The sequence below is a fragment of the Leeuwenhoekiella aequorea genome (assembly GCF_004104375.1).
GTDB classification, from domain to species: domain Bacteria; phylum Bacteroidota; class Bacteroidia; order Flavobacteriales; family Flavobacteriaceae; genus Leeuwenhoekiella; species Leeuwenhoekiella aequorea.
Map to the genome: position 1 here is coordinate 335,721 of NZ_QOVM01000003.1, position 23,988 is coordinate 359,708.

Here is a 23,988-nt window from a genome sequence, read left to right on the forward strand (position 1 = left end):
GGTTAAAAACACATCATATGGTAGGAATTATTATGGGAAGTACCAGCGACATGCCAATCATGCAGGCTGCGATAGATATATTAAAACAATTTGAAATCGAAACAGAAATAGATATAGTTTCTGCACATCGTACTCCCGATAAATTATTCGATTATGGTAAAAATGCACACACGCGAGGTATAAAAGTTATTATAGCTGGTGCCGGTGGCGCTGCTCATTTACCGGGAATGATTGCATCATTATCACCTTTACCTGTTATTGGCGTTCCGGTTAAATCGCGTAACTCAATAGATGGTTGGGATTCTGTATTATCCATATTACAAATGCCGGGTGGTGTTCCTGTTGCTACAGTAGCACTTGACGGAGCTCAAAATGCCGGAATTCTTGCTGCTCAAATTTTAGGTGCCTCCGATATCGCTATCAGAGATAAAATAGTTGATTATAAAGATAGCCTCAAGACTAAAGTCATAGAAGGCGCCAAAACTATTAAAAAATAAAAAGAGCCGTCAAAGACGGCTCTCTATAGAAATGCTAGGCAATTAAATTTTATTTATTAACCATTCTAAATATTATTAATCAAACCTGTCTACAAATCTATTCCAGTAACTTATGGGGGTTTAACAAAATTAAACAATTTAACAAGATATCCCGTTAAAAATTATACAATACTAGATTAACGACATATTCTTAATAAAATACATTCAAATTGAAAAATTCTGAAAATATATTGCTCAATACTTTTGATATATCACCATTTGATAAAATTGATGATGTAGATTATAAACCTGCAATTGAAGCCGCTATAAAAGAAGCTCGTTTAGAAATTGATGCAATTTCTAATTCTATTGAAGAGCCTACATTTAAAAATACAATTGCTGCATTAGATTTTGCCGGTTATAAATTAGATCGGGTGACCAGCGTATTTTTTAATATCAATAGTGCAGAGACAAACGATAAAATTCAAAAGACTGCTCAGGAAATATCTCCCTTATTATCTGAATTTTCAAATGACATAACTTTAAATGAGTCCTTGTTTAAACGTGTTAAAGCAGTTTATGAATCACGACACCAATTAGATCTCACTAGAGAAGAATTTGTTTTACTCGAGAAAAAATATAAAGGTTTTGCTCGTAACGGTGCGAACCTCTCTGAAGATAAAAAAAGTCGTTTACGAAAAATTGATACTGAACTCTCTAAACTTGCTTTAACTTTTGGAGAAAATATATTAGCCGAGACTAATAAATACGAATTACATATTACAAATGAATCTGATTTAGCAGGTTTACCAGAAAGCGCTAAAGAAGCTGCTGCTCAAACTGCCGAGGAAAAAGGAAAAGATGGCTGGATTTTCACACTAGAATATCCAAGTTATATTCCTTTTATGAAGTATGCTGAAAACAGAGAACTTCGTAAAGAAATGGCTCTTGCTTTTGGCGCAAAAGGTTTTCACAATGACGAACTCGACAATCAAAAAAATGTTCTCGATATTGTAAATCTACGTCACGAGCGCGCAAATCTTTTAGGCTATAAAACTCATGCGCATTTTGTTTTAGAAGAGCGTATGGCCAAGACACCTGAGAATGTTACTCGTTTCCTAGAGGATCTGCTGGAAAAAGCTAAACCAGCGGCTGAACTTGAATTTAAACAACTAGAACGTTTTGCGAAAGAGCGTGACGATATAGACCAACTCCAAAAGTGGGATAGTGCTTTTTATTCAGAAAAACTAAAACAAGAACTTTTTGAACTAGATGACGAACTCCTAAAACCTTACTTTAAATTAGAAAATGTAATAGAGGGTGTATTTACGATTGCAACTAAACTGTATAATCTGAGATTTGTTGAGGTTTTTGGCATTCCTAAATATCATAGAGATGTCAAAACCTATCAAGTTTTTGACGAAAAAGATAATTTTATAGCACTCTTTTACGCAGATTTTCATCCGCGTGCAGGAAAACGCGGAGGTGCCTGGATGACGCAATTTAAGGGTCAGTTTATAAAAGATGGTATTAATGAACGTCCTCACGTTTCGAACGTTTGTAATTTCACTAAGCCTACAGCTTCAAAACCGTCTCTTCTAACCTTCAACGAGGTTACTACCTTATTTCACGAGTTTGGTCACGGTTTACATGGAATGCTGGCAAATACCACATATCCTAGTTTATCAGGACCTTCTGTGTTTTGGGATTTTGTAGAATTACCAAGTCAGATTTTAGAGAATTGGTGCTATGAACCAGAAGCTTTAGCGCTTTTTGCTAAGCATTATGAAACTGGAGAAACGATCCCTATGGTACTAATTGATAAAATTAAAAAAGCAGCTAATTTTCAAGAGGGTATGCAAACATTGCGTCAATTAAGCTTTGGTATTTTAGATATGTCTTGGCACGCAGCAGATCCTAGCGGAATAACTAATGTTAAAGCTCATGAGGAGGCTGCATTTGAAAATACGAAGCTATATCCTGAAGTCCCAGAAAACTGCATGAGCGTATCTTTCTCACACATCTTCCAAGGAGGTTACTCTAGCGGTTACTACTCTTATAAATGGGCAGAAGTGTTAGATGCTGATGCTTTTTCTTATTTTCAAGAAAATGGTATCTTTAATAAAGAAGTGGCAACAAAATTTAAAGATTCCATCTTATCACAAGGTGGTACTGAAGACCCAATGGTTTTGTACAAACGCTTCCGCGGAAAAGAACCTAATCCTGAAGCTTTATTAAAGAGAGCAGGTTTAATAAAGTAAAATTCATATGGCCAATTGCCCTAATTGCAATTCTAAATTAGCTACTCAGAAAATTGTAAAAAGTTTTCTGAGTTTAAAATCCTATCCTCCTATTGTGTGCAAGAGCTGTAAGATGATTTTATCTCACAAAATTAATAATAGATTATATGGTGGGCTGGCTGCTATCCTTGGAATAAGCGTGGGGTTGTTATATATTAATTTGAATAATCTAAATGTAGAAAATATACTTATCGGAATTATTTTAGCAGGTATTTCACTTGTTTTAAGTTCGATTTTTATAACTAATTTTCTTCATTTTGAGAAACAATAATGAGATCCTCAAGAGTTATGCTTTTGAGGATTTTATTTATTTTTTTCCGCTATCCATTTGCTCATAAATTTTGAAGCCTGTAACGATTGGTGCCAGAGCATAGATCCTGTAAAATTTGACTTTCGGTGTGATATTAAATTCTGTTTCAATGCGCTAAGTCTCGTTGCAAATTCAGGTTGCCCTTTACTGGCTAGAAAACGCTCATTTATAACCTCTATACCATTAGCTCTTGCTTGAAGCCAATTATCTTCATTGGTATACAGTTCAATTGCTGCTTGAGCAAATAGAGCCGAATCGTCAGTCACGATCCCGTTAAATGGTAATTCTCCGTGCATACCTTCAGCTCCAACAGTACTGGTAACTGCTGGAGTTCCACATTGCATTGCTTCCAATAATTTTCCTTTTAAACCCGCACCAGTAAGAAGCGGCGCCACTAGTACACGCGCATCTTCAATAACTTCAAAAGCACTTTCGGCTCTGCCTAAAACATAAAATTTCTCGTTAGCATTATGTAGTTGCGTATGCTTTTCAGCAGGATATGACCCATAAATTCGCATTTCCGCTTGAGGCAATTCTTTCCGAATTAAAGGCCAAATTCCTTTTTTTAATTGAAGTACAGATTGCCAATTAGGTTCATGTCTAAAATTGCCTATTGTAACAAAGTGAGCACGTTCTTCAAACCTTTTCCAATTAGAACTGGTAGAAGACGTCACTTCATCGACCATAAAAGGCAGGTAAAAAATTTGCTGTTTAGGAACTCTAAAGTATTTCTCTAAAAGTTGCATTTCAGCTTCAGAAATTACGAGGGTCAAATCACACCGATAGATACTTGCTATTTCTCGCTTAGCAAAATCATTATCTAAAAAATCTTCTGTAAAGGGAACACCTGCTTTTAATGCCGCTTCCCTACCCTTTCGTAGTCCGTGGAGATCTATAGTCTCCAGAATGCGTATTGCATCTGGACATTGTTCTTTTACACGCCACCCAAACTGCTCTTCGATAACAAATTTGTCAAAAAGAACTAAATCTGGATTAAGCGTTGCGATATACTGATCAAAGGATACGTCATTCAATTTTATTTCTTGAGTTGTTATATCAAGGTTTTCCAGATCTTCTGCATAATTTGTTTTCCCGGCTGCACATGCAAAATGTATTTTATATCCCAAATTTTGCATAGCTCTTAGCAATTGAAGTATGCGAGCTCCTGCTGCAGAAGAAACCGGCTCAGGCCAGACGTTACCTATAATTAATGCTTTCATCCTGCAAATATACTTCTCCCTAACTAATAAATAAGTTTCACTTATTACTGAAACTTTCAAATATTTAGTATATTTAGATATGGAATTTACTGAAGCAAAAGCACAATTTTTACAGACTTGGGGAGCTCTGGGCTCTCAATGGGGAATTAATAAAACGATGGCTCAGATTCACGCGCTTTTAATGATCTCACCAGAATCACTTTCTATGGAAGAGGTTATGGAAGAACTTAAAATTTCACGAGGAAATGCCAGTATGAATTTACGTGGACTTATCGATTGGGGGATTGTTTATAAAGAATATAAACCCGGGGAGCGTCGCGAATATTTTGTTGCAGATCAAGATGTAGATTCTTTAGCGCGTAAGATAGCGATTGAACGCAGCAAACGTGAGGTTAAACCAGCTTTACGCGTTCTTGAAGGGGTTAAAAACTTTGATGATGATTCGAGTAAAGAAGCACAAAAGTTTAAGAAAAAGACACAAGAGTTACACGACTTCGTAGAAAAAGCAGATACCATGCTTGAAAAAATCATTAATCAGAAAGAAAACTGGATTACAAAAACCATAATGAAGTTAATGACCTAAAAAGGGTTTAAGATTTGTTATCTCAACTACTTATGCTGAATTTAAATAAGATATAAAATAACAAAACCACCTGTTGATCAGGTGGTTTTGTTATTTAGGAAATATTAAATGGCTATTAAGCTTCTTCCATATATTCCTCAATTGGAGCGCAAGTACAAATTAAATTACGATCTCCGTAAGCATCATCTACACGACGCACAGTAGGCCAGAATTTATTATCTACAACATATTCCAACGGATAGGCTGCTTGCTCTCTGGTATATGGTAAATCCCATGTATCTGCGGTAAGCATATGCAAAGTGTGAGGAGCATTTTTGAGAACATTATTTTCATCTGTTATAGTAGCAGCATCAATCTCTTTTCTAATTGACTTCATTGCATCACAGAAACGATCTAGTTCTGCCTTACTTTCACTTTCAGTAGGCTCTATCATCATTGTTCCTGCTACAGGAAATGATACTGTAGGAGCATGAAAACCATAGTCTATAAGACGTTTAGCAATATCTACTACTTCTATACCATTATCTTTAAATGGGCGACAATCTATGATCATCTCGTGAGCCGCACGACCCATTTCTCCAGAATATAAAACCTCAAAAGATCCTTTAAGTCGCTCCTTTATATAATTTGCATTTAAAATTGCTGCCTCAGTAGATTCTTTGAGTCCGTCTGCGCCAAGCATTTTTATATAAGCATAACTAATTAAGCAAACAAGTGATGATCCCCAAGGCGCAGCAGATATTGCTGAAATCGCTTGAGATCCGCCTGTTTTAATTACCGGGTTTGTAGGTAAAAATGGTACGAGTTGTTCGGCAACACATATAGGCCCTACACCAGGTCCACCACCTCCATGAGGGATTGCAAATGTTTTATGTAAATTAAGGTGACATACGTCTGCACCTATTCTTCCAGGATTTGTTAATCCTACCTGTGCATTCATATTAGCGCCATCCATATAAACCTGACCACCATTCTCATGAATAATGCCGGTAATTTCCTGGATTGCACTTTCATAAACTCCGTGCGTAGAAGGGTAAGTAACCATTATGGCAGATAAATTATCTTTATACTTTTCTGCTTTCTGGCGTAAATCTTCAACATCAATATTTCCAGATTCAGTAGCCTTTGTAACAACTACCTTCATCCCCGCCATTACTGCACTTGCAGGATTCGTTCCGTGTGCAGATGATGGAATTAAACAGATATTACGGTGACTTTCACCTCTACTTTCATGGTACGCTCTAATTACCATTAAACCGGCATATTCTCCTTGTGCGCCAGAATTAGGTTGCAATGAAGTGCCTGCAAAACCAGTGATTTCATTTAACTGACTCTCTAGCTTAGTTAGAACTTCTTGATAACCTTGAGCTTGCTCTACCGGCACAAATGGATGAATTCCTCCCCATCGCGGATCACTTAACGGAAGCATTTCTGAAGCCGCATTTAATTTCATAGTACAAGAACCTAAAGAGATCATACTATGATTTAGAGACAAATCTTTACGCTCTAACCTTTTAATATAACGCATCAACTCTGTTTCAGAATGATAGCTATTAAATACAGGGTTAGTCATAAATTCAGTCTTGCGACGTAAATTATCAGGTAACGCATCAAGCTCTGGAAGTTCTTCTAAAGCAACAAATTTTTTATCTAAAGCCTGAGCAAAAACTGAAATTATAGTGTTTAAATCAGCTAAACTTGTAGTCTCATTTATAGAAACCGAAACTGTATTTTCATCTGGATAATAGAAGTTAATCTCATTAGCCTCTGCGATATTCTTAAGTTTAGACCCGTCAATTTTGACGCGAATAGTATCAAAATATCCTGTATTAAGTTGGTACAAACCTAATTTTTCTAAACTATCTGCTAATGCAGTTGTGGTACGATGAATTTTTGTAGCGATATATTTCAACCCTTGAGGGCCGTGATATACTGTATACATACCAGCCATAACAGCTAATAAAACTTGTGCTGTACAAATATTTGAAGTGGCTTTATCTCGTTTAATATGCTGTTCACGAGTTTGCAACGCCATACGCAAAGCACGGTTACCATTACGGTCTTTTGTAACACCAATTATACGTCCGGGAATATTACGTTTATATTCTTCGCGTGTTGCAAAATACGCTGCGTGAGGTCCGCCATATCCTAAAGGAATTCCGAACCGTTGAGTAGTACCCACTACAACATCTGCACCTAGATGACCCGGAGATTCTAACAAAACAAGACTCATAATATCTGCAGCAACTGCAACTTTTATATCAGCTTCTTTAGCTTTAGAAATAAAGCCTGCATAATCGTGGATTTCTCCACTTGCGGCAGGGTATTGTAATAATGCTCCAAAATAATCTGAACCAAATTCAAATTCTTGAGCATTTCCTATAACTAACTCTACACCTACAGGAATAGCTCGCGTTTGCAGTACAGAAAGTGTCTGTGGTAAAATTTCTTTATCAACAAAGAACTTAACTACGTCATTCTTTTTTTGATCACGACTACGTACAGCTGCAAGCAAGGTCATAGCCTCTGCTGCGGCCGTTGACTCGTCCAGTAAAGATGCATTTGCAAGCTCCATACCGGTAAGGTCTGCAATCATCGTTTGAAAATTAAGCAAAGCCTCTAGTCGACCTTGAGCAATTTCTGCCTGATAAGGAGTATAAGCAGTATACCAACCCGGATTTTCTAAAATATTGCGTTGTATAACTGCAGGAATTTTTGCCTCGTGGTACCCTAAACCTATATAGGTTTTAAACAATTTATTTTTACTTGCAAGCGAATTTATATGAGTTGCGTACTCATATTCACTTAACGCAGGTTCTAAGTTTAAGGGCTTCTTTAATTTTATACCATCAGGCAAAGTCTCAAAAATAAGCTGATCTATAGTATCTGCTCCTATCGCTTTCAACATCTCCTCTTTCTCTTCCGGTCTTGATCCAATATGCCTTAAAGCAAAAACATCTGTTCTCATATGCAATTTGTGTATTTTTAGATGCGGCAAAATTACGATTTCAGTTATGAATAAAACTGTATGAAACAATGACTTTTTCAACCACTTAATACACTTATTAACAGTTAAAGTATATTTACGAAATGAAGCTAGTAAGAGGTCTATTTGATTTTTATATCAATAGCAGTATGCACGTTGCATTTGCTGTACTTTGCTTGTCACTGGTAACTCAAAACCAATTGCATCTGGAGGTAGGTTTTTTATTTAATTGGTTTTTATTCTTCGGAACAATAACGGGCTATAATTTTGTGAAGTATGCTAGTCTGGCCGGGCTTCATCATAGAAATCTCACCGATAAATTAAAAATTATTCAGGCGTTTTCATTTCTATGCTTCCTAATACTATTGATAATTCTATTCCAATTTGAATTTCAGTTTTATATCTATTGCATTCCCTTAGTCCTATTGACGTTATTCTACGCATTACCAGTTATGCCGCAGAAAAGAAATCTGAGACACATACCTACTTTAAAAATTTTTATAATTGCAGCTGTCTGGTCTGGAGTGACCACCTATTTACCTGTAGTTTATAAGGAAGCTGTTTGGGATTGGGATGTTACTCTAATTTTAGTACAAAGATTTTTATTTGTACTCGCTTTAATCATTCCGTTTGAGATACGAGATGTAAAATATGATAGTGAGCTTTTAGGCACATTACCTCAACTATTGGGCATAAAAAAAACCAAACTTTTTGGCTTGGCTCTACTTGCAATCTGCGTGACTTTGGAGTTTTTTAAAGTATCGATAACTCCTTATTTAAGTGTAGTACACAATTTAATAATTGGACTTACGGGACTGGCAATATTACGAGCTTTAAAAAATCAATCTACGTACTACGCATCCTTTTTTATAGAGGGAATACCCATTCTCTGGTATTTATTTGTTTTGATCTTTAGCCAATTCCCGATCTAATTCCTGCTGAATACGCTTCTTACAATCTTCGGGCATCTTTTTGCACTTAGGATCGTTTATAAGCTTGGTCAACCGCAAATTGCGTTCTGAATAATCAGAGCAATGCTTACAAACCATATTGTGGACAACCACACTAAGTTTCTCAAATAAAGAAGCATCTTTATATTGAACCTTATCACAAAGGTGACCTGCCTTTTTACAATCTACAAATAGTTTCATCTCTTATAACCAGTTTTCTTCTAAGCAACTCGCCAGTGCTGTGCGAGCCCTGTGAATGATTACCCATAAATTAGACGGTGTAATATCAAATTCTTTACAAATAGTTTCAGTATCCTGACCTTCTATGGTTTTTTTTCTAAATATAGCAGCCTGTTTCTCTGGTAACTTATCTATACACGCATAGATCGCAACACCTAGTTCTGTATTTTCTAAATCATCTTCTGCAGTACGGTCAAAGGGATCTGCAACTCGCTCTTCTAGCCAGTCTCCGGCTTCTTCATCGCTAGCATAGTTCATACGAACTTCAGCCTTCCCCTTATTAGAATTTATTTTACGATAATGATCTATAATTTTACGCTTGAGAATAGATATTAACCAAGTACGTTCACTAGCTTCCCCTTTGAAATTCTTCATCGACTTTAACCCGGCAAGAAAAGTCTCAGAAATAATATCTTCAGCGATCTCTTTATCACTAACTTTTACAATCGTGTAATTATAAAGGTAATCTGAGTATTTATCAACCCATTTTTGGGGATTGAGCTGGTGGTCTGCCATAATTGTTAAATCTGTCGTATCAACATGATGCAAATCTACACAAATTATAGGTTGTAAGCTTCGTAGAATTTTGCATATGCACACGCCTTTTTATTATCCTTACAAATCTCTTTAACTAAATGCGAGCAATCACTTACTTTTACATTCGTTTTTAAAATAAATAAATCCGAAAATTCAAATATCCACGCTGTGGAAAACTATCAAAGCTGTGTACGAAAAAACTTTTCCCAATAAACGATATGCTATAACAGCACGGTTTCTCCAAGAAGTATTGCCCGAGGGTAGTTCTATTCTAGATTTAGGCGTAGAAAATCCGTTTTCTAAAATTATGAAAACCCAGGGTTACCACGTTCAAAATACAACGGGTGAAGATCTGGATGTTGACACAATAGTCGCTCAAAACACAACTGCAGACGCAGTAACTGCATTTGAAATATTTGAACATTTACTAGCCCCTTTTAATATTTTAAAGGATATAAAATCAGACAAACTTGTCGCAAGTATTCCTCTAAAACTTTGGTTTTCTCCCGCATATCAAAATAAAAATGATAAATGGGATAGGCACTATCACGAATTTGAGGATTGGCAATTTGATTGGTTATTAGAAAAATCAGGCTGGGTTATTAAGAAACGAGAAAAATTTACACATCCAGTCAAAAAAATTGGCTTTAGACCTTTATTACGCTTGTTTACACCCAGATATTATTTGATTTACGCAGAGCGAAAATGAAAATTGTAATAATTATACCTGCATATAACGAAGCATCATTAATCAGTTTGACACTAGATTCTTTACTGAATCAAACTTATGCAGCACATAAAATTGTAGTAGTTGATGACGGCAGCTCTGATGATACTGCTGCAGTTGTAAAGAGCTATGCAGCAATTCATTATACCATTCAGCTTATTCAAAAAAAATCTGAAGCACTTCATCTACCCGGCAGCAAAGTAGTACAAGCCTTTAATTATGGTTTAGCACACTTAACTACAGACTATGATCTGCTTTGTAAATTTGATGCAGACTTAATTTTTCCGGATAATTATTTAGAAGTATTGGTTTCAAATTTTCGAGCGAATCCCAAGTTGGGAATGTTTGGAGGGTTTTGCTATATCGAACAAAACGGCACTTGGCAGTTAGAAAACTTAACAAATAAAGATCACATACGTGGTGCGTTAAAATGCTATCGTAAAGCTTGTTTCGAATCAATTAATGGCTTGAAAACAGCGATGGGATGGGATACTATAGATGAATTACTTGCGCAATATCATCAATGGGAAGTAGCGACAGATCAAAATTTAAAAGTCAAGCATTTAAAACCTACGGGGCACACCTATACTTCTAAAGCAAGATATAAACAAGGTGAGGCTTTCTATGGTATGCGCTACGGCTTATTTCTCACAACAGTTGCTTCCGGAAAACTTGCCTTCAGGAAAAAGAGCGCTAAATTGTTTATAGATTATTTAAAAGGTTTTTTTCTGGCACAAAAAAAACACCTACCCTATTTAGTTACTAAACAGGAAGGTGCTTTTATACGTAATCTTCGCTGGAAGAAGATCAAACAGAAATTATTCTAGAGCTTCAGAAATTACGGTTCCAGATATCCCATTAGGAAATTCTATCCCAAGTAACACTGAAATCGTTGCGGCTATATCCGGAATTTCAGTTTTATTGGCTGTTTTGCCATTTTTAATTCCATTTCCATAAAATAATAAAGGAACGTGTGTATCATAACTAAATGCAGAACCGTGTGAAGAGCCCGTTCCGCCACCACTTAAATAACCGGGATCAAGCACGATAAATACGTCTCCGCTTCGTTTTTGATTAAATCCTTTCTGAATGAGAGAAGCTACACCAGTATTATAAGATCCTTGTTCCATCTGTGCACGAGTATATACCATAGCAACTGCCTCATATTGTAAAGCAAAGTGCTTAATATCCTTTTGTAATTCTTCAGCATTGATGCCCTCATCGGCAAGCACGTTGTAGCTAAAGAAAACCTGGTAATTTGAAATATCTTCTATAAGATCGTTTCGCCCATACTTTTTAGTCACAAAATCCTCTAATTCTTTATTAAATTGAGATCCTTTAAAATAACCAGAAGGAATTTTTAAACTCGTTAGGTAAGAGGGCACATCTACAGCCCCGTGATCTGCAGTAAGAAATAATGTGTAATTTCCTTCTCCTACTTGCTCATCAAGTGCTTTAAACAAACGTGCTATATCTTTATCTAGGCGCACATACGTGTCTTGAACTTCTTTAGAATTTACTCCAAAGTTATGCCCCACATAATCTGTAGAACTATAACTTACGGCTAAAAAGTCTGTATCCTTGTCTAATCCTAATTGCTCACCTTCTAACGCTGCAATAGCAAAATCTGTTGTTAATGAGTTTCCGTAGGGTGTGTTTTTTATGATATCAAAGTTTCCGTTCTGCGACCCTAATTTCTTAAGATCATAAGGGAATGATGCTGTTTCTTTTCCTCTAAACCCGCCTTCAAAATTATTTTCATCACTTCCACTTTCTATATATTCAGCTATAGGCTTGTAGGTATCCCAAACCTTCATATAAGATTGTGCCTTTTTCTTATTATTAAAATCTACTACCCATTTTGGAAGGGTTTCCATATAATACGTACTGGTAACAAAAATGCCTTCATCAGCACCGTGAAACCAGTATGCTCCGTTTGCCGTATGCCCAGCAGGAAGAATAGAGCCTCGATCTTTAATTGCAACTCCTATAGTTTTACCTCGCATCTGGGTATGCATTCTATTTTCATCTGTAACGGTACTTGTTTTCATTCTACGAGGAGACATTTGTCCTACCCCTACATGTGTCGTACCTACAGATTCAACGGTAGTATCTTCAACACAATACACCTCATTTTTTTCAAATTTATTGTACCAGTTATTTGAAATTATACCGTGGTTCTGGGGCGTAGTCCCTGTATAAACCGATGCGTGTCCAGGGCCTGTATAAGTAGGAGCGTAGTTAAAATGATTATTTTGACAATCAAAACCATCACGTTGTAAACGTTTAAAACCATCATTGCCATAATGATTGGCAAAACGAGTTAAATAATCATACCGCATTTGATCAACCACAACACCTACTACAAGTTTGGGTTTTTCATTGTTAGCTTGACTAAAACCATGTAAACCCGCTGCCATTAAAATACCCAGCGAGAAAGACTTTAAAAGAGTAAAATTCATTGTTTATTTAATTTGTTACACAAAACTAATCCTTTGGTTTAATAATAAGATTAAGTTAATCTTAAATAGGGGGCACACCAATTTTTGCTATTTTTAAGCCTGAAAATAGCAATATGGGATACCTTAAAGAGATTGGTCTTTATTTTATGATGTTAAAGGGTGTTTTTATTAAACCTACCAAAACCTCTGTACTACGTAATCTTGTTCTTAAAGAGATTGATGATTTAATAATAGGATCATTAGGTATTGTATGTTTTATATCCTTTTTCGTAGGTGGCGTTGTAGCAATACAGACAGCCCTAAATATGGATAACCCAATATTACCCAAGTCATTAATAGGGTTTGCATCCAGACAATCTATAATATTAGAATTTGCTCCTACATTCATCTCTATTATTATGGCAGGTAAAGTGGGTTCATTTATTACCTCTAGTATAGGAACAATGCGTGTAACAGAACAGATAGATGCATTAGAAGTTATGGGTATAAATTCCCTAAACTATTTAGTTTTTCCCAAAATAATTGCAATGTTATTTTATCCTTTCGTAATTGCTATCGCAATGTTTCTTGGGATACTTGGGGGCTATACTGCTGCTGTTTTTGGTGGTTTTGCAACAGGAGATCAATTTATAGTTGGATTACAGGATAATTTTATACCATTTCAATTGGTATATGCATTTTTAAAGACATTTGTATTTGCATTATTATTAGCTACAATTCCATCATTCTTCGGTTACTATATGAAAGGTGGAGCTCTTGAAGTTGGTAAAGCAAGTACTACATCGTTTGTATGGACTAGTGTGTTTATTATTTTAGCAAACTATGTATTAACTCAATTACTTTTAAGCTAATGATCGAAGTTAAGGATTTAAAGAAAGGATTTGGCGGAGATGAATTAGTCTTAAAAGGAATCTCTACAACCTTTGAAAAAGGAAAAACTAACCTGATTATAGGTCAAAGTGGATCTGGGAAAACGGTATTCTTAAAATGCCTTTTAGGTTTATTTAGACCTACGGAAGGAAGAATATTATATGATGGTGAGGCGTATTCTGAATTATCTCCAGAAAACCAAAGGACATTACGCGAGCAAATGGGAATGGTATTTCAAGGAAGCGCTCTATTTGATTCTATGACGGTGGAAGAAAATATCATGTTCCCTTTAAAAATGTTCACTAAACAACGTAAAGCTGAACGATTAGAGCGTGCAAATGAAGTAATTAAACGTGTTAATTTAATCGATGCTAATAAAAAGCTACCTTCTGAAATTTCTGGTGGTATGCAAAAAAGGGTAGCAATAGCTAGGGCTATTGTGAACAATCCAAAATATTTATTTTGCGACGAACCAAACTCAGGATTAGATCCACGTACTGCGACACTTATAGATAACCTTATTCAGGAGATTACCCACGAGTATGATATTACTACTATCATAAATACGCATGATATGAACTCTGTAATGGAGATAGGTGAGAAAATTGTATTCTTACAAAAGGGGCATTTAGCGTGGGAAGGATCTAAAGACACAATCTTTAGTACAGAAAATCAAGATGTAACTGATTTTGTTTATTCCTCAGATTTATTTAAAAAAGTAAGAGAGGCTGTTATAAAAGATCATCAATAACATACCCCTCTTTAAAATAATTCTTGATTGCTTAATTCTGTACTAGCGGATATCTGGCAACACTTAGTGTATCTAAATTGTATTTTAGTTTAATCCAATTTTTCAGTTTAGCTTCTTCTTTTCTTTTTGAACTTTCATTCAATTTTGAATTCCATTGAACAAAGAAAACGGGGATTGTATCTGCTTTTTTAAAGTCGGTATTAATAGTATTTGAAAATCCAAAACGCTCTATATTCTCATAATTTACGTGCACTTCTTCACTTAACCCTACAAAAGGAATTCCTGAGGATCGTAAGCGTGTAAGCTGCTCTTCTAATAAAAGTATCTGACTATTCTTATCTGTTAAAGCCTGTTGATTATTTACATACAGATCTTCTAAAATACCAGATTTTACTGCGCTTGATAATTGAGCAGCCATTTCAGAAGATTGATCAGATCCCTGATGAATTTTCAGATTCACATCTTTTAAATTTTCTTCCTCCCGAATACCTTTATACCACTCCGCAATTTTTTGTTTTGGGACCAATGCTCCGATTAAATAGACGTCAATATTTTTAGTCTTATAATCTTGAGAAAGCTTCACCACTTCGGCACCTTCATACTTTATTATTTCTTTTACATACTCCTCGGTAGCGCTATTAAATACTTGGGTTTTGTAAAGATTATAGAATAGGAACATACTGGGTATCATAACAACCAGCGCAACTAAAGATGCCATTTGAGCTACAAATCTTCTACGTTTACTATTAGCATATTTTACCATAGGAAAACCTAAAAGCTTTGACACTAGAAATGTCGAGAGCGCTATAAACACAGCATTGATTGAAAATAAGTAAAAAGCTCCTGTATAGTAGGAAGGCTCTCCCATAGCTATACCATATCCTACTGTACAGAGTGGCGGCATCAAGGCAGTGGCAATTGCTACACCAAATATTACACTTGCCATAGTACCTTTCTTTGTCTTTCCTACAATAAGCGCCAAACCACCAAAAATCGCTACCAATACATCTAAAATCGTTGGATAAGTACGTGCCTCAAGTTCTGGAGTAAGTTCGGTTATAGGAGATATTAAAAAGTAAATAGTAGCTGTAAGTACACTTAAAATGATCATTACAGCAAGATTAATTAAGGAGCGACGAAGCATCTCAATATCATTAATTGCTAATGAAAGCCCTATACCTACAATAGGTCCCATTAATGGAGAAATTAACATCGCCCCAATAACAACAGCAGTACTACTTACATTTAAACCAATAGAAGCAACAAAGATTGAGAAAATAAGAATCCATGCATTGTGGCCTTTAAAAGAAATATCTTTTTTTACAGCTTCAATTGTAGAATCCCTATCTGTATCTTCCCTTATGTCGAGTAATTCAGACATAAAGCTTCGCACATTTTTAAGTAGACTCTTCGCATCTTTCTTAACAGCTTCGTTTGAAACAACGTGCTCTTCTTTTGGTTTATTTTCTTCCTTCATAAAATATTAGACTAGATCTGCCCCAAATTTCTCTTTAACCTCATTACGCATAATTTTGACATCTTGCTCTTTTGCTTTAGGCATTATTACTAAAACATCAGAACTATCTACTACAATGAAATCATTTAAACCATCAATAATAACAACTTTACCTGCCCGAGTACGTATTAAGTTACCGGTAGCTTCTTTTGTAACTACTTTTGCATTAACAATAACGTTATCATCTTTATCCTTATCTAATTTGTCGTATAAAGAACCCCAAGCGCCCAAGTCACTCCAGTCAAATGTCGCTGGAATAACTCCGACATTTTTACTTTTTTCAAGTATTCCGTAATCAATGCTTATATCTTCTGCTTTGGCATAGTTATCTTCAATAAATTGAGCCTCATCGTCCGTATTTAACACATCGTATCCATCATTAAATAGTGAGAACATTTCTGGTAGATATTTCTCAAAAGCTTCTATTATAGCACGAGCACTCCATATAAAAATACCTGCATTCCAAGAATAATTACCTTCTGCCAAAAATTCTTTAGCTGTATTGTAGTCTGGTTTTTCTTTAAACGCTTTAACCGTTTTAACTTCTGTTGTATTATCTAAATATTGGATATAACCATATCCTGTGTGAGGAAATGTGGGTTCGATACCCAAAGTCACTAATAATTTTTCTTCAGAATTATCAGTTGCGCAAGCTTCAAAAGCTGTATTTAAATTTTTAAGAAATGAAGCTTCATCTTCTATCCAATGATCGCTAGGCGCAACAATCATTACTGCGTCTGGATTAGATTTATAGATCTTAAGTGCAGCTAGCAAAATACAAGGCGCTGTATTACGCATAGCTGGCTCTAGGATAATATTCTCATCCTTTACTTTTGGTAATTGTTCATTAACAAACGCTTTGTATCGCTCATTTGTTAAAACCAATACATTATCTGCAGGAACAGTCTGAGATAAACGACCAAATGTTCGTTCAATTAAAGTTTCACCAGCTCCAAGTATATCGTGAAATTGTTTTGGATAATTTGCTTTACTTAAAGGCCAAAAACGAGATCCTACTCCTCCAGCCATTATAACTGCATAATAATTTTTACTATCGATCATTATTTATTTTATTAATTCTACTTCAGCATTAGGCTGAAATAAATAGATTCTACCCGAAGCAGTTTCAATACATTCATATCTCTTTACCCGCCTAGCTCCTTTTTTAAAAATTTTGCCGTTGTAAATCTTGAAATAACTACCTTCTGGAATTTCAAATATATAGTTTTTATCATTGGAAGGATCAAATTCCTTAAGAGCTAACATTAACTTAGCATCAGTATCACTGCTCGCTTTAGGGTTCTTAAAATGATTTGCGATTACGGGCAATATCTGCTTCGGAAAAATTTCTGGTCTAATAAAAGGAAGCATTAAATTTTGAAATGTATATTTCCATTCCTTTCCGTGGGGTTTGATTCGTGCTCCATATTTTTGAAATGCCACTAAATGTGCAATTTCATGGATCAGGGTAATTAAGAAGCGGTAGGTATTTAGATTTGTATTTACTGTGATTTGATGACCTCCATCTGCTAATCTTCTGTAGTCTCCGTGCCTTGTAACCCGCTCATCAACAATTTTTAAGTGAACTCCTAAGGCTTTAATAAGTTCAAACACTGGCTCTACAGCCTGATCAGGTATGTATTTACCTAAAATTTCTTTCATTACTTAGGGAGTTGTTGCAGCTACTTGCAACACTTTACCATTATAAAATTTATTTCCTGTAAGCGAAAAGTTTGCAATATAGCTCGCCATTTCAGCGGCAGAGAGTGGCACCTCATATCCTGGAAACGCCTCTTCTAGCATTTCGGTTTGCACGGCTCCAAGAGCCAAAACATTAAAGGCAATTCCCTTATCTTTATATTCTTCTGCGAGTAATTCGCTTAAGGTTATTACTGCACCCTTACTTGAACTATAGGCAGCCAGCCCCGGAAACTTAGAACTTCCTTGAACTCCTCCCATACTGCTCACGGTAACTACGTGAGATCCAGATTTCATAAAAGGCAATACAGTTTGAGTTAATTCTGCCACTCCAAAAACATTGACTTCATATATGCTACGGAAAGATTGTCTACTAATCTCCTCAAAAGGACTATTTAATAAAGCTCCGGCATTATGAATAAGAATATCTACAGATTCCCAATTTTCAGTAATAAAAGATGCAACTCGCGTGAAGTCTGAAGCGTTAGTGATATCAAATGAGAAAGTATGTATTCCTTGGATATTTTTCTCACTTAACGGCTTTTCGTTGCGTGATAACGCTAATACTTGATGTCCTTGTGAGGCTAAGAGTTGCGCCATTTCAAACCCAATTCCCCTACTCGTTCCTGTAAGAACAATATTTTTACTCTTACTCATTCCAAATAATTTCGTGAGAATTACTATTAGTCATTCCTTCTACTCCGGGAATTAACTGATTAACAACATTCGCAATATGATTAAAATCCATTACAGTCGCCTCGTCATCTACATGATGATAAAAGTCAAAATTAGTAAAATCGAAGGTTGAAACAGTTTGCGCTGGTATTTTAAACTCTTCATAAAAGGCATAATTATCACTCCTCTTAAATAAGTTATACTGTTTAGCTTGTGGTAAAAACCCCATTACCTTAGAACCACTATAGCCATTAAATTTTTCTGCCATATTACTATTTTCAAAACCGGTCAGATAAACCGTATAATCCTTATCTGTCATAGGAACTCCTATCATTTCAATGTTAAACATAACATACGGATTAATAGAAGTAGTTTTTAAACGTTTAGCTAAATGAGCAGAACCCAATAAACCCATTTCTTCAGCTGCAAAAAGAGCGAATATAATACTACGCTTATTTGTTTTAGTTTTAGCAAAATATTTAGCCAATTCAATAACTGCCGATGTTCCTGAGGCATTGTCATTAGCTCCATTTGCGATAGAATCTCCATTAACTATTTTGGCACTACCTATATGATCATAATGAGCTCCAATAACAACATATTCATTTTTTAAATCAGGATCTGTACCTTCAACCATTCCTACTACATTAAAACCTGACACTCCTTTTGCATCAAATTTATCTCGGTAAGAACTAAAATAAGGCTTTACCCCAGCATCTTGAAATTGCTTTATGATATAAGTAGCAGCTTCATCAATACCAGCACTACCCGTATTTCGGCCCTTTAATAAATCTGAAGCTAAATATTCTACGTGCATTTTAATTGCATCAGGACTTACAAGCTCTTTAGCAGTAGTTAAAGAATTTGATGACGTATTAATATTAGCACTTATCGTGGTATTTTGATTATATCCTTTAGATGTATCAGCCGCTGCGGCTGCATCTACTTCGCGCACATTAGAATGACTTCCACAGGCCATCACCGTACACGCACTTAAAACAACTAAATATTTTCTCATAGGTTCAAGATAAAAAAATCCCGTCAAGTTCTGACGGGATTTTAAAATATAAATTATAAATGAGTATTAACCATTAGGTCAACATCAAAATAGGATTTTCAATATACATTTTTAATGTCTGTAAAAACTGTGCTCCGGTTGCCCCATCAACAGTGCGATGATCACAAGCCATAGACAACGTCATGGTATTGCCTACTACAATTTGACCATCTTTTACAACAGGCTTTTCTATAATTGCACCTACCGAAAGAATAGCTGAATTAGGCTGATTTATAATCGAAGTAAAGTTTGTAATACCAAACATTCCTAAGTTAGAAATCGTAAATGTGCTGCCTTGCATCTCTTCAGGCTTCAACTTTTTGTTACGAGCTTTCCCTGCTAGTTCTTTAACCTCTGCATTTATCTGCTGTAATGACTTTTCATTTGCAAATTCTACAACAGGAACAACTAGACCATCTGGCACAGCAACAGCAACACCTATATGAACATGATTGTTTAAACGCATTTTATCGTCAAACCACTGCGAGTTAACTTGAGGATGCTGTTTCAACGCAATTGCAACCGCTTTAATGATCATATCATTATAAGACACTTTTGTATCTGGTAACTGGTTAAATTGACTGCGGAATGCAATCATATTCTCCATATTAAACTCTACATTCAAGTAGTAATGCGGTGCAGTAAACTTTGATTTCCCAAGTGATTTTGCAATCGCTTTACGCATTTGAGAATTGTTTACATCCTCATAGCTTTCTTCACCAGTGGCAACAAATTGCCGAACATTTCTACCTGAAGAAGCAGGAGTATAATTCTCAACATCTTTACGTACTACTCTACCATTCTCTCCACTACCGGAAATCTTAGAAATATCAACCCCTTTATCTTCAGCTAGCTTCTTTGCTAATGGAGATGCAAATATGCGACCGTCTGCAGATGAACTAGATTCAGATTTAGTTTTTTCCTGTTTTCCAGAATCTTTTTTAGGCGCCTCTTTTTTAGGCTCCTCTTTTTTTGATTCCTCTTTCTTTGGAGTTTCTTTTTTAGGTTCTTCTTTTTTAGAAGTTTCCTTTTTAGAAGAGCTTGCTTGTTTTCCGTTTACAATACCAGAAACATCTGTACCTTCATCACCTATAATAGCAAGTAAGGCATCTACTTTCGCAGTTTCACCTTCTTGAATTCCTATATGAAGTAGAGTACCTTTATAAAAAGACTCAAACTCCATAGTAGCTTTGTCTGTCTCAATCTCAGCTAAGATATCTCCCTCTTCAACTTTATCACCTACTTTTTTTAACCAAGAGGCAACTGTACCTTCCTCCATGGTATCGCTCAAACGTGGCATTGAGATTACCTCAACTCCTTCAGGCACTTCACTAGTTTCAGATTCTTCATTAGATTCTTCATCTGAAGAAGTTGTGTCTTCAGTAGACTCTTCTTCCTTATCTTGATCATCGTCAGAACCTTCAGATTCTTCAGACTTTTCAGCCTTAGATTCAGAATCTGAAGATGATTCTGCACCTCCATCAAGTAATCCAGAAATATCTTCTCCTTCTTCACCTAAAATAGCTAGCAATGAATCTACATTGGCAGTTTCTCCTTCTTCGATACCAATATGAAGTAATGTCCCCTCGTAAAAGGATTCAAATTCCATAGTGGCTTTATCTGTCTCAATTTCGGCAAGGATATCACCTTCTTCTACTTTATCACCTACTTTTTTCAGCCAAGATGCAACGGTTCCTTCTTCCATTGTATCACTAAGGCGAGGCATTTTTATTACTTCTGCCATACTATTATACTGGTTTATGTGCTAAAAATGGATAATCTTCCTGCTCGTAAACAACGTCATACATAATTGATTTGTCTGGGAATTCACTTTCTTCAGCAAATTTCTCACACTCAGCAACTCGTTTCTTTACGCGCTTATCTATCTCTTTCAATTCTTCTTCAGTTGAATATTGCTTTTCTAACAAAATATCCTTTATCTGAGTAATAGGATCTATCTTTTGATATTCTGCAACCTCATCTTTAGTTCTATATTTCTGAGCATCACTCATTGAGTGACCTCTATAACGGTAAGTTTTCAGTTCTAAGAAGGTAGGACCATCTCCACGACGCGCTCTAGAAATAGCCTCGTCAAATGCTTCTGCAACCGCAACCGGGTTCATCGCATCTACGGGACCACAAGGCATCTCATAACCTAAACCTAACTTCCAAATATCTTCGTGATTGGCTGTTCGTTTTACCGAAGTACCCATTGCATACCCGTTGTTTTCAACACAGAATACAACTGGAAGCTTCCAATTCATCGCCATATTAAAAGTTTCGTGTAAAGAACCTTGACGTGCAGCTCCATCCCCAAAAAAGGTAAGAGTTACAGCATCTCTCTTAAAATACTTATCTCCAAAAGCAAGACCAGCACCCAAAGGAATCTGACCTCCTACGATACCGTGACCACCGTAAAAACGGTGTTCTTTAGAAAAAATGTGCATAGAGCCACCTAATCCCATTGAGGTTCCGGTTTTTTTACCATAAAGCTCTGCCATTACACGCTTAGGATCTTCTCCCATACCTATAGGCTGCACGTGATTACGATAAGCAGTAATCATTTTATCTTTAGTAAGGTCCATTGCATGTAAAGCACCTGCAAGGATTGCTTCTTGACCATTATATAAATGCAAGAACCCTCTTACTTTTTGTTGAATATAGACTTGAGCTAATTTATCTTCAAACTTGCGCCAGAAGGACATCTCTTCATACCAATTAAGGTATACTTCTTTTGTGATTTCTTTCATTAAATATGGGTTTATCTATACACCAGCTCGTCATAAATTGACGAATAACAAAAATAGTATATTCATAAGGAAGAGAGAAAGTCTTTCAATAAAAAAAACTATTCATCTTCAAGATTGAAAACCGGCATAGCTTTAATCAATTTCTAAGTTATACTAGGCTCGTTATAAATATTCTTGAGTAAACAATAAGGGGAGCAAATTCTGAAGAGAATCGCTTTTAATTACGCTTCCACGCTCTCCCATAAAGTATATAGCAATAGGTTGCTTTTGCTTTACTTCATATTCGGCAATTGCCTGTCTACACGATCCACAAGGAGGAATAGGAGTAAGTGTTTCTTTATTTTTAGCTCTAGCAGATATGGCCATCATTATAATTTTTGCATCAGGAAAGTTGGCTCCGGCGTAATAAATTGCCGTACGTTCTGCACATAACCCAGAAGGATAAGCAGCATTTTCTTGATTGCTTCCTTTTATAATCTCACCATTATCTAACAATATTGCAGCTCCCACATGGAAATGAGAATACGGAGCATAGGCATTATCCCTAGCGACAAAAGCTGCCTGCATTAGATTTTGTATATCCTGAGGTAACTCTGATAGCTCATCATAAACCTCAAGCTCAGATTGAATCTGTATTTTTTTCATCTGTAATTTTAAGATGCGGGATTAGGTTCTTCAATAGTTTTAATATTCTCTATAAGAATCTCCAAAACTAAATGTAAGCCCAAACCGCAATGTATTTTCTAATGGATTACGTACTTGTGTTGTAGAAAATAAATAAGAGACATCAATATCTACTGCAGAATACTGAAAACCTAATCCTAAAGTAGCAAATTTACGAGCTCCTTTTAAATCACTTTCATTAAAATATCCTGCCCTAAAGGCAAATACATTGTCATAATTATATTCTGCTCCCAGAGACCAAGTAACCTCTTTGACCTCTTCACTAATTCCATTAGGAGCATCCCCGAAAGATTGAAATACACCTTCCAAAAATCCGATGTTTTGATACTCTAAATTATCTGACCCATCAATGACTCCATCTCCATTAAAATCCTGAGGTGATGGCACCAGCAGTTTATTAAATTCTAAACCAATACCTATAGTATTATACGCATCTAAAATAAAATCAAAACCACCACCTAGCCTAAGATTTGTAGGTATAAAATTCTCTTGTCCCGCATCATCATATTTAATTTTAGGACCTATGTTTGAGATATTAAAACCACCTCTCCATCTCCCATCAAAATCGTTATACGCTATTTGTTCTGATTGATAGAATCCTGCAATATCTACTCCTAGGGAACTAGCAGCACTTGCGTCTTCATCCTGTACCTGAAGCTTTAAATTACTTCTTAAATAACGCCCTGCTACAGCCATCGAAAAACGATCACCCAGACGTAATGCGTATGATAGATCAAGTGTAAATTCGTTCGGACTTAATATAAGTGGGTTTTCAATTTGACTTTCGTTATCTACAGCTTCAATTTCACCAAGACTAAAATACCGCATACTCCCTGCAAAAGCACTACGCTCATTTATTCTATTATAGTAGGTTACCTGCCCTAAAAAAATGTCATTTACCAACTGACTCAAATACGGGGTGTAATTGAAACCAACTCCCTGTTGTCTTTCTATAAAAGCATATTTTGCAGGATTCCATTGTTGCGAGTAGGCATCAGGACTTGTAGCGACCCCTTGATCACCCATTCCGGCAGAACGCGCATCGGCAGCAATTGCTAAAAATGGAACACCTGTAGAAATAGGTCGTCCCTCTACTTCCTGCCCTACAGCAGGAAAAACACTTACAATAACAAGTAGAACGGGTAGTAATTTATTCATTTAAAGTAGCGCTTTTTGACAAATATATATTTAAATGC

Annotated in this window: 22 protein-coding genes; 8 read left to right on the forward strand and 14 right to left on the reverse strand. The window is 35.9% G+C overall.

Features of this window, described 5'->3' with window-relative positions:
- The first annotated feature begins 17 nt into the window (after nt 1-17).
- Together purE and DSM00_RS08950 are read left to right on the forward strand one after the other, a co-directional pair.
- The gene (gene purE, locus DSM00_RS08945; RefSeq protein ID WP_128757687.1) at nt 18-497 is read left to right on the forward strand and encodes a 5-(carboxyamino)imidazole ribonucleotide mutase; all 480 of its coding nucleotides are present in this window, start codon (nt 18-20) and stop codon (nt 495-497) included.
- A 209-nt stretch (nt 498-706) separates the two neighbouring features.
- Complete coding sequence (locus DSM00_RS08950) at nt 707-2,737, forward strand: M3 family metallopeptidase (RefSeq protein WP_128757688.1); 2,031 nt, start codon at nt 707-709, stop codon at nt 2,735-2,737.
- Nucleotides 2,738-3,079: 342 nt separating this feature from the next.
- Here the strand turns inward: DSM00_RS08950 and DSM00_RS08955 are convergent, their stop codons facing one another.
- Nucleotides 3,080-4,306: a glycosyltransferase family 4 protein gene (locus tag DSM00_RS08955; RefSeq protein ID WP_128757689.1), complete on the reverse strand. Its 1,227-nt coding sequence runs from the start codon at nt 4,304-4,306 to the stop codon at nt 3,080-3,082.
- Nucleotides 4,307-4,385: 79 nt separating this feature from the next.
- Here DSM00_RS08955 and DSM00_RS08960 point away from each other — a divergent pair, with 79 nt between their 5' ends.
- Entirely contained in the window at nt 4,386-4,889 is a 504-nt protein-coding gene (locus tag DSM00_RS08960; protein WP_128757690.1) for a GbsR/MarR family transcriptional regulator, read from the forward strand.
- A 115-nt stretch (nt 4,890-5,004) separates the two neighbouring features.
- On the opposite strand, the gene gcvP is transcribed toward DSM00_RS08960, so the two are convergent.
- Nucleotides 5,005-7,857 (reverse strand): aminomethyl-transferring glycine dehydrogenase, encoded by a 2,853-nt coding sequence (gcvP, locus tag DSM00_RS08965; RefSeq protein WP_128757691.1) that lies wholly within the window; start codon nt 7,855-7,857, stop codon nt 5,005-5,007.
- 122 nt (nt 7,858-7,979) lie between these two features.
- On the opposite strand from gcvP, the gene DSM00_RS08970 reads away from it, so the two are divergent.
- Nucleotides 7,980-8,807, forward strand: a complete 828-nt coding sequence (locus DSM00_RS08970; RefSeq protein ID WP_128757692.1) for a UbiA prenyltransferase family protein — start codon at nt 7,980-7,982, stop codon at nt 8,805-8,807.
- Here DSM00_RS08970 and DSM00_RS08975 read toward each other — a convergent pair.
- Both DSM00_RS08975 and DSM00_RS08980 read right to left on the reverse strand, forming a co-directional pair.
- Nucleotides 8,772-9,026: a hypothetical protein gene (locus DSM00_RS08975; RefSeq protein ID WP_128757693.1), complete on the reverse strand. Its 255-nt coding sequence runs from the start codon at nt 9,024-9,026 to the stop codon at nt 8,772-8,774. The genes DSM00_RS08970 and DSM00_RS08975 overlap by 36 nt on opposite strands.
- A gap of 3 nt (nt 9,027-9,029) precedes the next feature.
- Nucleotides 9,030-9,581, reverse strand: coding sequence for a sigma-70 family RNA polymerase sigma factor (locus DSM00_RS08980; RefSeq protein WP_128757694.1), 552 nt, complete (start codon nt 9,579-9,581; stop codon nt 9,030-9,032).
- Nucleotides 9,582-9,789: 208 nt separating this feature from the next.
- Here DSM00_RS08980 and DSM00_RS08985 point away from each other — a divergent pair, with 208 nt between their 5' ends.
- The gene (locus DSM00_RS08985) at nt 9,790-10,311 is read left to right on the forward strand and encodes a methyltransferase domain-containing protein (protein ID WP_128757695.1); all 522 of its coding nucleotides are present in this window, start codon (nt 9,790-9,792) and stop codon (nt 10,309-10,311) included.
- Nucleotides 10,308-11,156 carry a glycosyltransferase family 2 protein gene (locus tag DSM00_RS08990; RefSeq protein ID WP_128757696.1) on the forward strand — a complete coding sequence of 283 codons (849 nt, stop codon included), beginning with the start codon at nt 10,308-10,310 and terminating at the stop codon, nt 11,154-11,156. Before DSM00_RS08985 ends, DSM00_RS08990 begins: the two co-directional genes overlap by 4 nt.
- Here DSM00_RS08990 and pafA read toward each other — a convergent pair.
- Nucleotides 11,148-12,791: an alkaline phosphatase PafA gene (pafA, locus tag DSM00_RS08995; RefSeq protein ID WP_128757697.1), complete on the reverse strand. Its 1,644-nt coding sequence runs from the start codon at nt 12,789-12,791 to the stop codon at nt 11,148-11,150. The genes DSM00_RS08990 and pafA overlap by 9 nt on opposite strands.
- A gap of 113 nt (nt 12,792-12,904) precedes the next feature.
- Here pafA and DSM00_RS09000 point away from each other — a divergent pair, with 113 nt between their 5' ends.
- Together DSM00_RS09000 and DSM00_RS09005 are read left to right on the forward strand one after the other, a co-directional pair.
- Nucleotides 12,905-13,642: an MlaE family ABC transporter permease gene (locus DSM00_RS09000; protein WP_128757698.1), complete on the forward strand. Its 738-nt coding sequence runs from the start codon at nt 12,905-12,907 to the stop codon at nt 13,640-13,642.
- Nucleotides 13,642-14,412, forward strand: a complete 771-nt coding sequence (locus DSM00_RS09005) for an ABC transporter ATP-binding protein (RefSeq protein ID WP_128757699.1) — start codon at nt 13,642-13,644, stop codon at nt 14,410-14,412. The genes DSM00_RS09000 and DSM00_RS09005 overlap by 1 nt, the downstream gene beginning before the upstream one ends.
- A 31-nt stretch (nt 14,413-14,443) precedes the next feature.
- Here DSM00_RS09005 and DSM00_RS09010 read toward each other — a convergent pair whose 3' ends face one another.
- The 9 genes from DSM00_RS09010 to porV form a co-directional block, all read right to left on the reverse strand.
- A complete protein-coding gene (locus DSM00_RS09010) occupies nt 14,444-15,889 on the reverse strand; it encodes a DUF389 domain-containing protein (RefSeq protein ID WP_128757700.1) in 1,446 nt (481 codons plus the stop codon).
- A gap of 6 nt (nt 15,890-15,895) precedes the next feature.
- Entirely contained in the window at nt 15,896-16,990 is a 1,095-nt protein-coding gene (locus DSM00_RS09015) for a mannose-1-phosphate guanylyltransferase (RefSeq protein WP_241652381.1), read from the reverse strand.
- A gap of 3 nt (nt 16,991-16,993) precedes the next feature.
- A complete protein-coding gene (locus DSM00_RS09020; protein ID WP_128757701.1) occupies nt 16,994-17,590 on the reverse strand; it encodes a SprT-like domain-containing protein in 597 nt (198 codons plus the stop codon).
- Nucleotides 17,591-17,593: 3 nt separating this feature from the next.
- Nucleotides 17,594-18,283, reverse strand: coding sequence for an SDR family NAD(P)-dependent oxidoreductase (locus DSM00_RS09025; RefSeq protein WP_128757702.1), 690 nt, complete (start codon nt 18,281-18,283; stop codon nt 17,594-17,596).
- Nucleotides 18,276-19,319: a M28 family metallopeptidase gene (locus tag DSM00_RS09030; protein WP_128757703.1), complete on the reverse strand. Its 1,044-nt coding sequence runs from the start codon at nt 19,317-19,319 to the stop codon at nt 18,276-18,278. The genes DSM00_RS09025 and DSM00_RS09030 overlap by 8 nt, the downstream gene beginning before the upstream one ends.
- Nucleotides 19,320-19,392: 73 nt before the next feature.
- Complete coding sequence (locus tag DSM00_RS09035) at nt 19,393-21,102, reverse strand: pyruvate dehydrogenase complex dihydrolipoamide acetyltransferase (protein ID WP_128757704.1); 1,710 nt, start codon at nt 21,100-21,102, stop codon at nt 19,393-19,395.
- Nucleotides 21,103-21,106: 4 nt separating this feature from the next.
- Nucleotides 21,107-22,108: a pyruvate dehydrogenase (acetyl-transferring) E1 component subunit alpha gene (gene pdhA, locus DSM00_RS09040; protein WP_128757705.1), complete on the reverse strand. Its 1,002-nt coding sequence runs from the start codon at nt 22,106-22,108 to the stop codon at nt 21,107-21,109.
- 162 nt (nt 22,109-22,270) lie between these two features.
- On the reverse strand, nt 22,271-22,753 hold the full coding sequence (gene cdd, locus DSM00_RS09045; protein WP_128757706.1) for a cytidine deaminase: 483 nt from the start codon (nt 22,751-22,753) through the stop codon (nt 22,271-22,273).
- 39 nt (nt 22,754-22,792) lie between these two features.
- On the reverse strand, nt 22,793-23,950 hold the full coding sequence (gene porV / locus DSM00_RS09050; RefSeq protein WP_128757707.1) for a type IX secretion system outer membrane channel protein PorV: 1,158 nt from the start codon (nt 23,948-23,950) through the stop codon (nt 22,793-22,795).
- Nucleotides 23,951-23,988 lie beyond the last annotated feature (38 nt).

Excerpts from the sequence above, each read along its gene's own strand:
- purE (WP_128757687.1), top strand. The coding sequence starts at position 18 with ATGGTAGGAATTATTATGGGAAGTACCAGCGACATGCCAATCATGCAG.
- DSM00_RS08955 (WP_128757689.1), bottom strand. The coding sequence starts at position 4,306 with ATGAAAGCATTAATTATAGGTAACGTCTGGCCTGAGCCGGTTTCTTCT.
- DSM00_RS08960 (WP_128757690.1), top strand. The coding sequence starts at position 4,386 with ATGGAATTTACTGAAGCAAAAGCACAATTTTTACAGACTTGGGGAGCT.
- gcvP (WP_128757691.1), bottom strand. The coding sequence starts at position 7,857 with ATGAGAACAGATGTTTTTGCTTTAAGGCATATTGGATCAAGACCGGAA.
- DSM00_RS08970 (WP_128757692.1), top strand. The coding sequence starts at position 7,980 with ATGAAGCTAGTAAGAGGTCTATTTGATTTTTATATCAATAGCAGTATG.
- DSM00_RS08975 (WP_128757693.1), bottom strand. The coding sequence starts at position 9,026 with ATGAAACTATTTGTAGATTGTAAAAAGGCAGGTCACCTTTGTGATAAG.
- DSM00_RS08980 (WP_128757694.1), bottom strand. The coding sequence starts at position 9,581 with ATGGCAGACCACCAGCTCAATCCCCAAAAATGGGTTGATAAATACTCA.
- DSM00_RS08990 (WP_128757696.1), top strand. The coding sequence starts at position 10,308 with ATGAAAATTGTAATAATTATACCTGCATATAACGAAGCATCATTAATC.
- pafA (WP_128757697.1), bottom strand. The coding sequence starts at position 12,791 with ATGAATTTTACTCTTTTAAAGTCTTTCTCGCTGGGTATTTTAATGGCA.
- DSM00_RS09000 (WP_128757698.1), top strand. The coding sequence starts at position 12,905 with ATGGGATACCTTAAAGAGATTGGTCTTTATTTTATGATGTTAAAGGGT.
- DSM00_RS09005 (WP_128757699.1), top strand. The coding sequence starts at position 13,642 with ATGATCGAAGTTAAGGATTTAAAGAAAGGATTTGGCGGAGATGAATTA.
- DSM00_RS09010 (WP_128757700.1), bottom strand. The coding sequence starts at position 15,889 with ATGAAGGAAGAAAATAAACCAAAAGAAGAGCACGTTGTTTCAAACGAA.
- DSM00_RS09015 (WP_241652381.1), bottom strand. The coding sequence starts at position 16,990 with ATGATCGATAGTAAAAATTATTATGCAGTTATAATGGCTGGAGGAGTA.
- DSM00_RS09020 (WP_128757701.1), bottom strand. The coding sequence starts at position 17,590 with ATGAAAGAAATTTTAGGTAAATACATACCTGATCAGGCTGTAGAGCCA.
- DSM00_RS09025 (WP_128757702.1), bottom strand. The coding sequence starts at position 18,283 with ATGAGTAAGAGTAAAAATATTGTTCTTACAGGAACGAGTAGGGGAATT.
- DSM00_RS09030 (WP_128757703.1), bottom strand. The coding sequence starts at position 19,319 with ATGAGAAAATATTTAGTTGTTTTAAGTGCGTGTACGGTGATGGCCTGT.
- DSM00_RS09035 (WP_128757704.1), bottom strand. The coding sequence starts at position 21,102 with ATGGCAGAAGTAATAAAAATGCCTCGCCTTAGTGATACAATGGAAGAA.
- pdhA (WP_128757705.1), bottom strand. The coding sequence starts at position 22,108 with ATGAAAGAAATCACAAAAGAAGTATACCTTAATTGGTATGAAGAGATG.
- cdd (WP_128757706.1), bottom strand. The coding sequence starts at position 22,753 with ATGAAAAAAATACAGATTCAATCTGAGCTTGAGGTTTATGATGAGCTA.
- porV (WP_128757707.1), bottom strand. The coding sequence starts at position 23,950 with ATGAATAAATTACTACCCGTTCTACTTGTTATTGTAAGTGTTTTTCCT.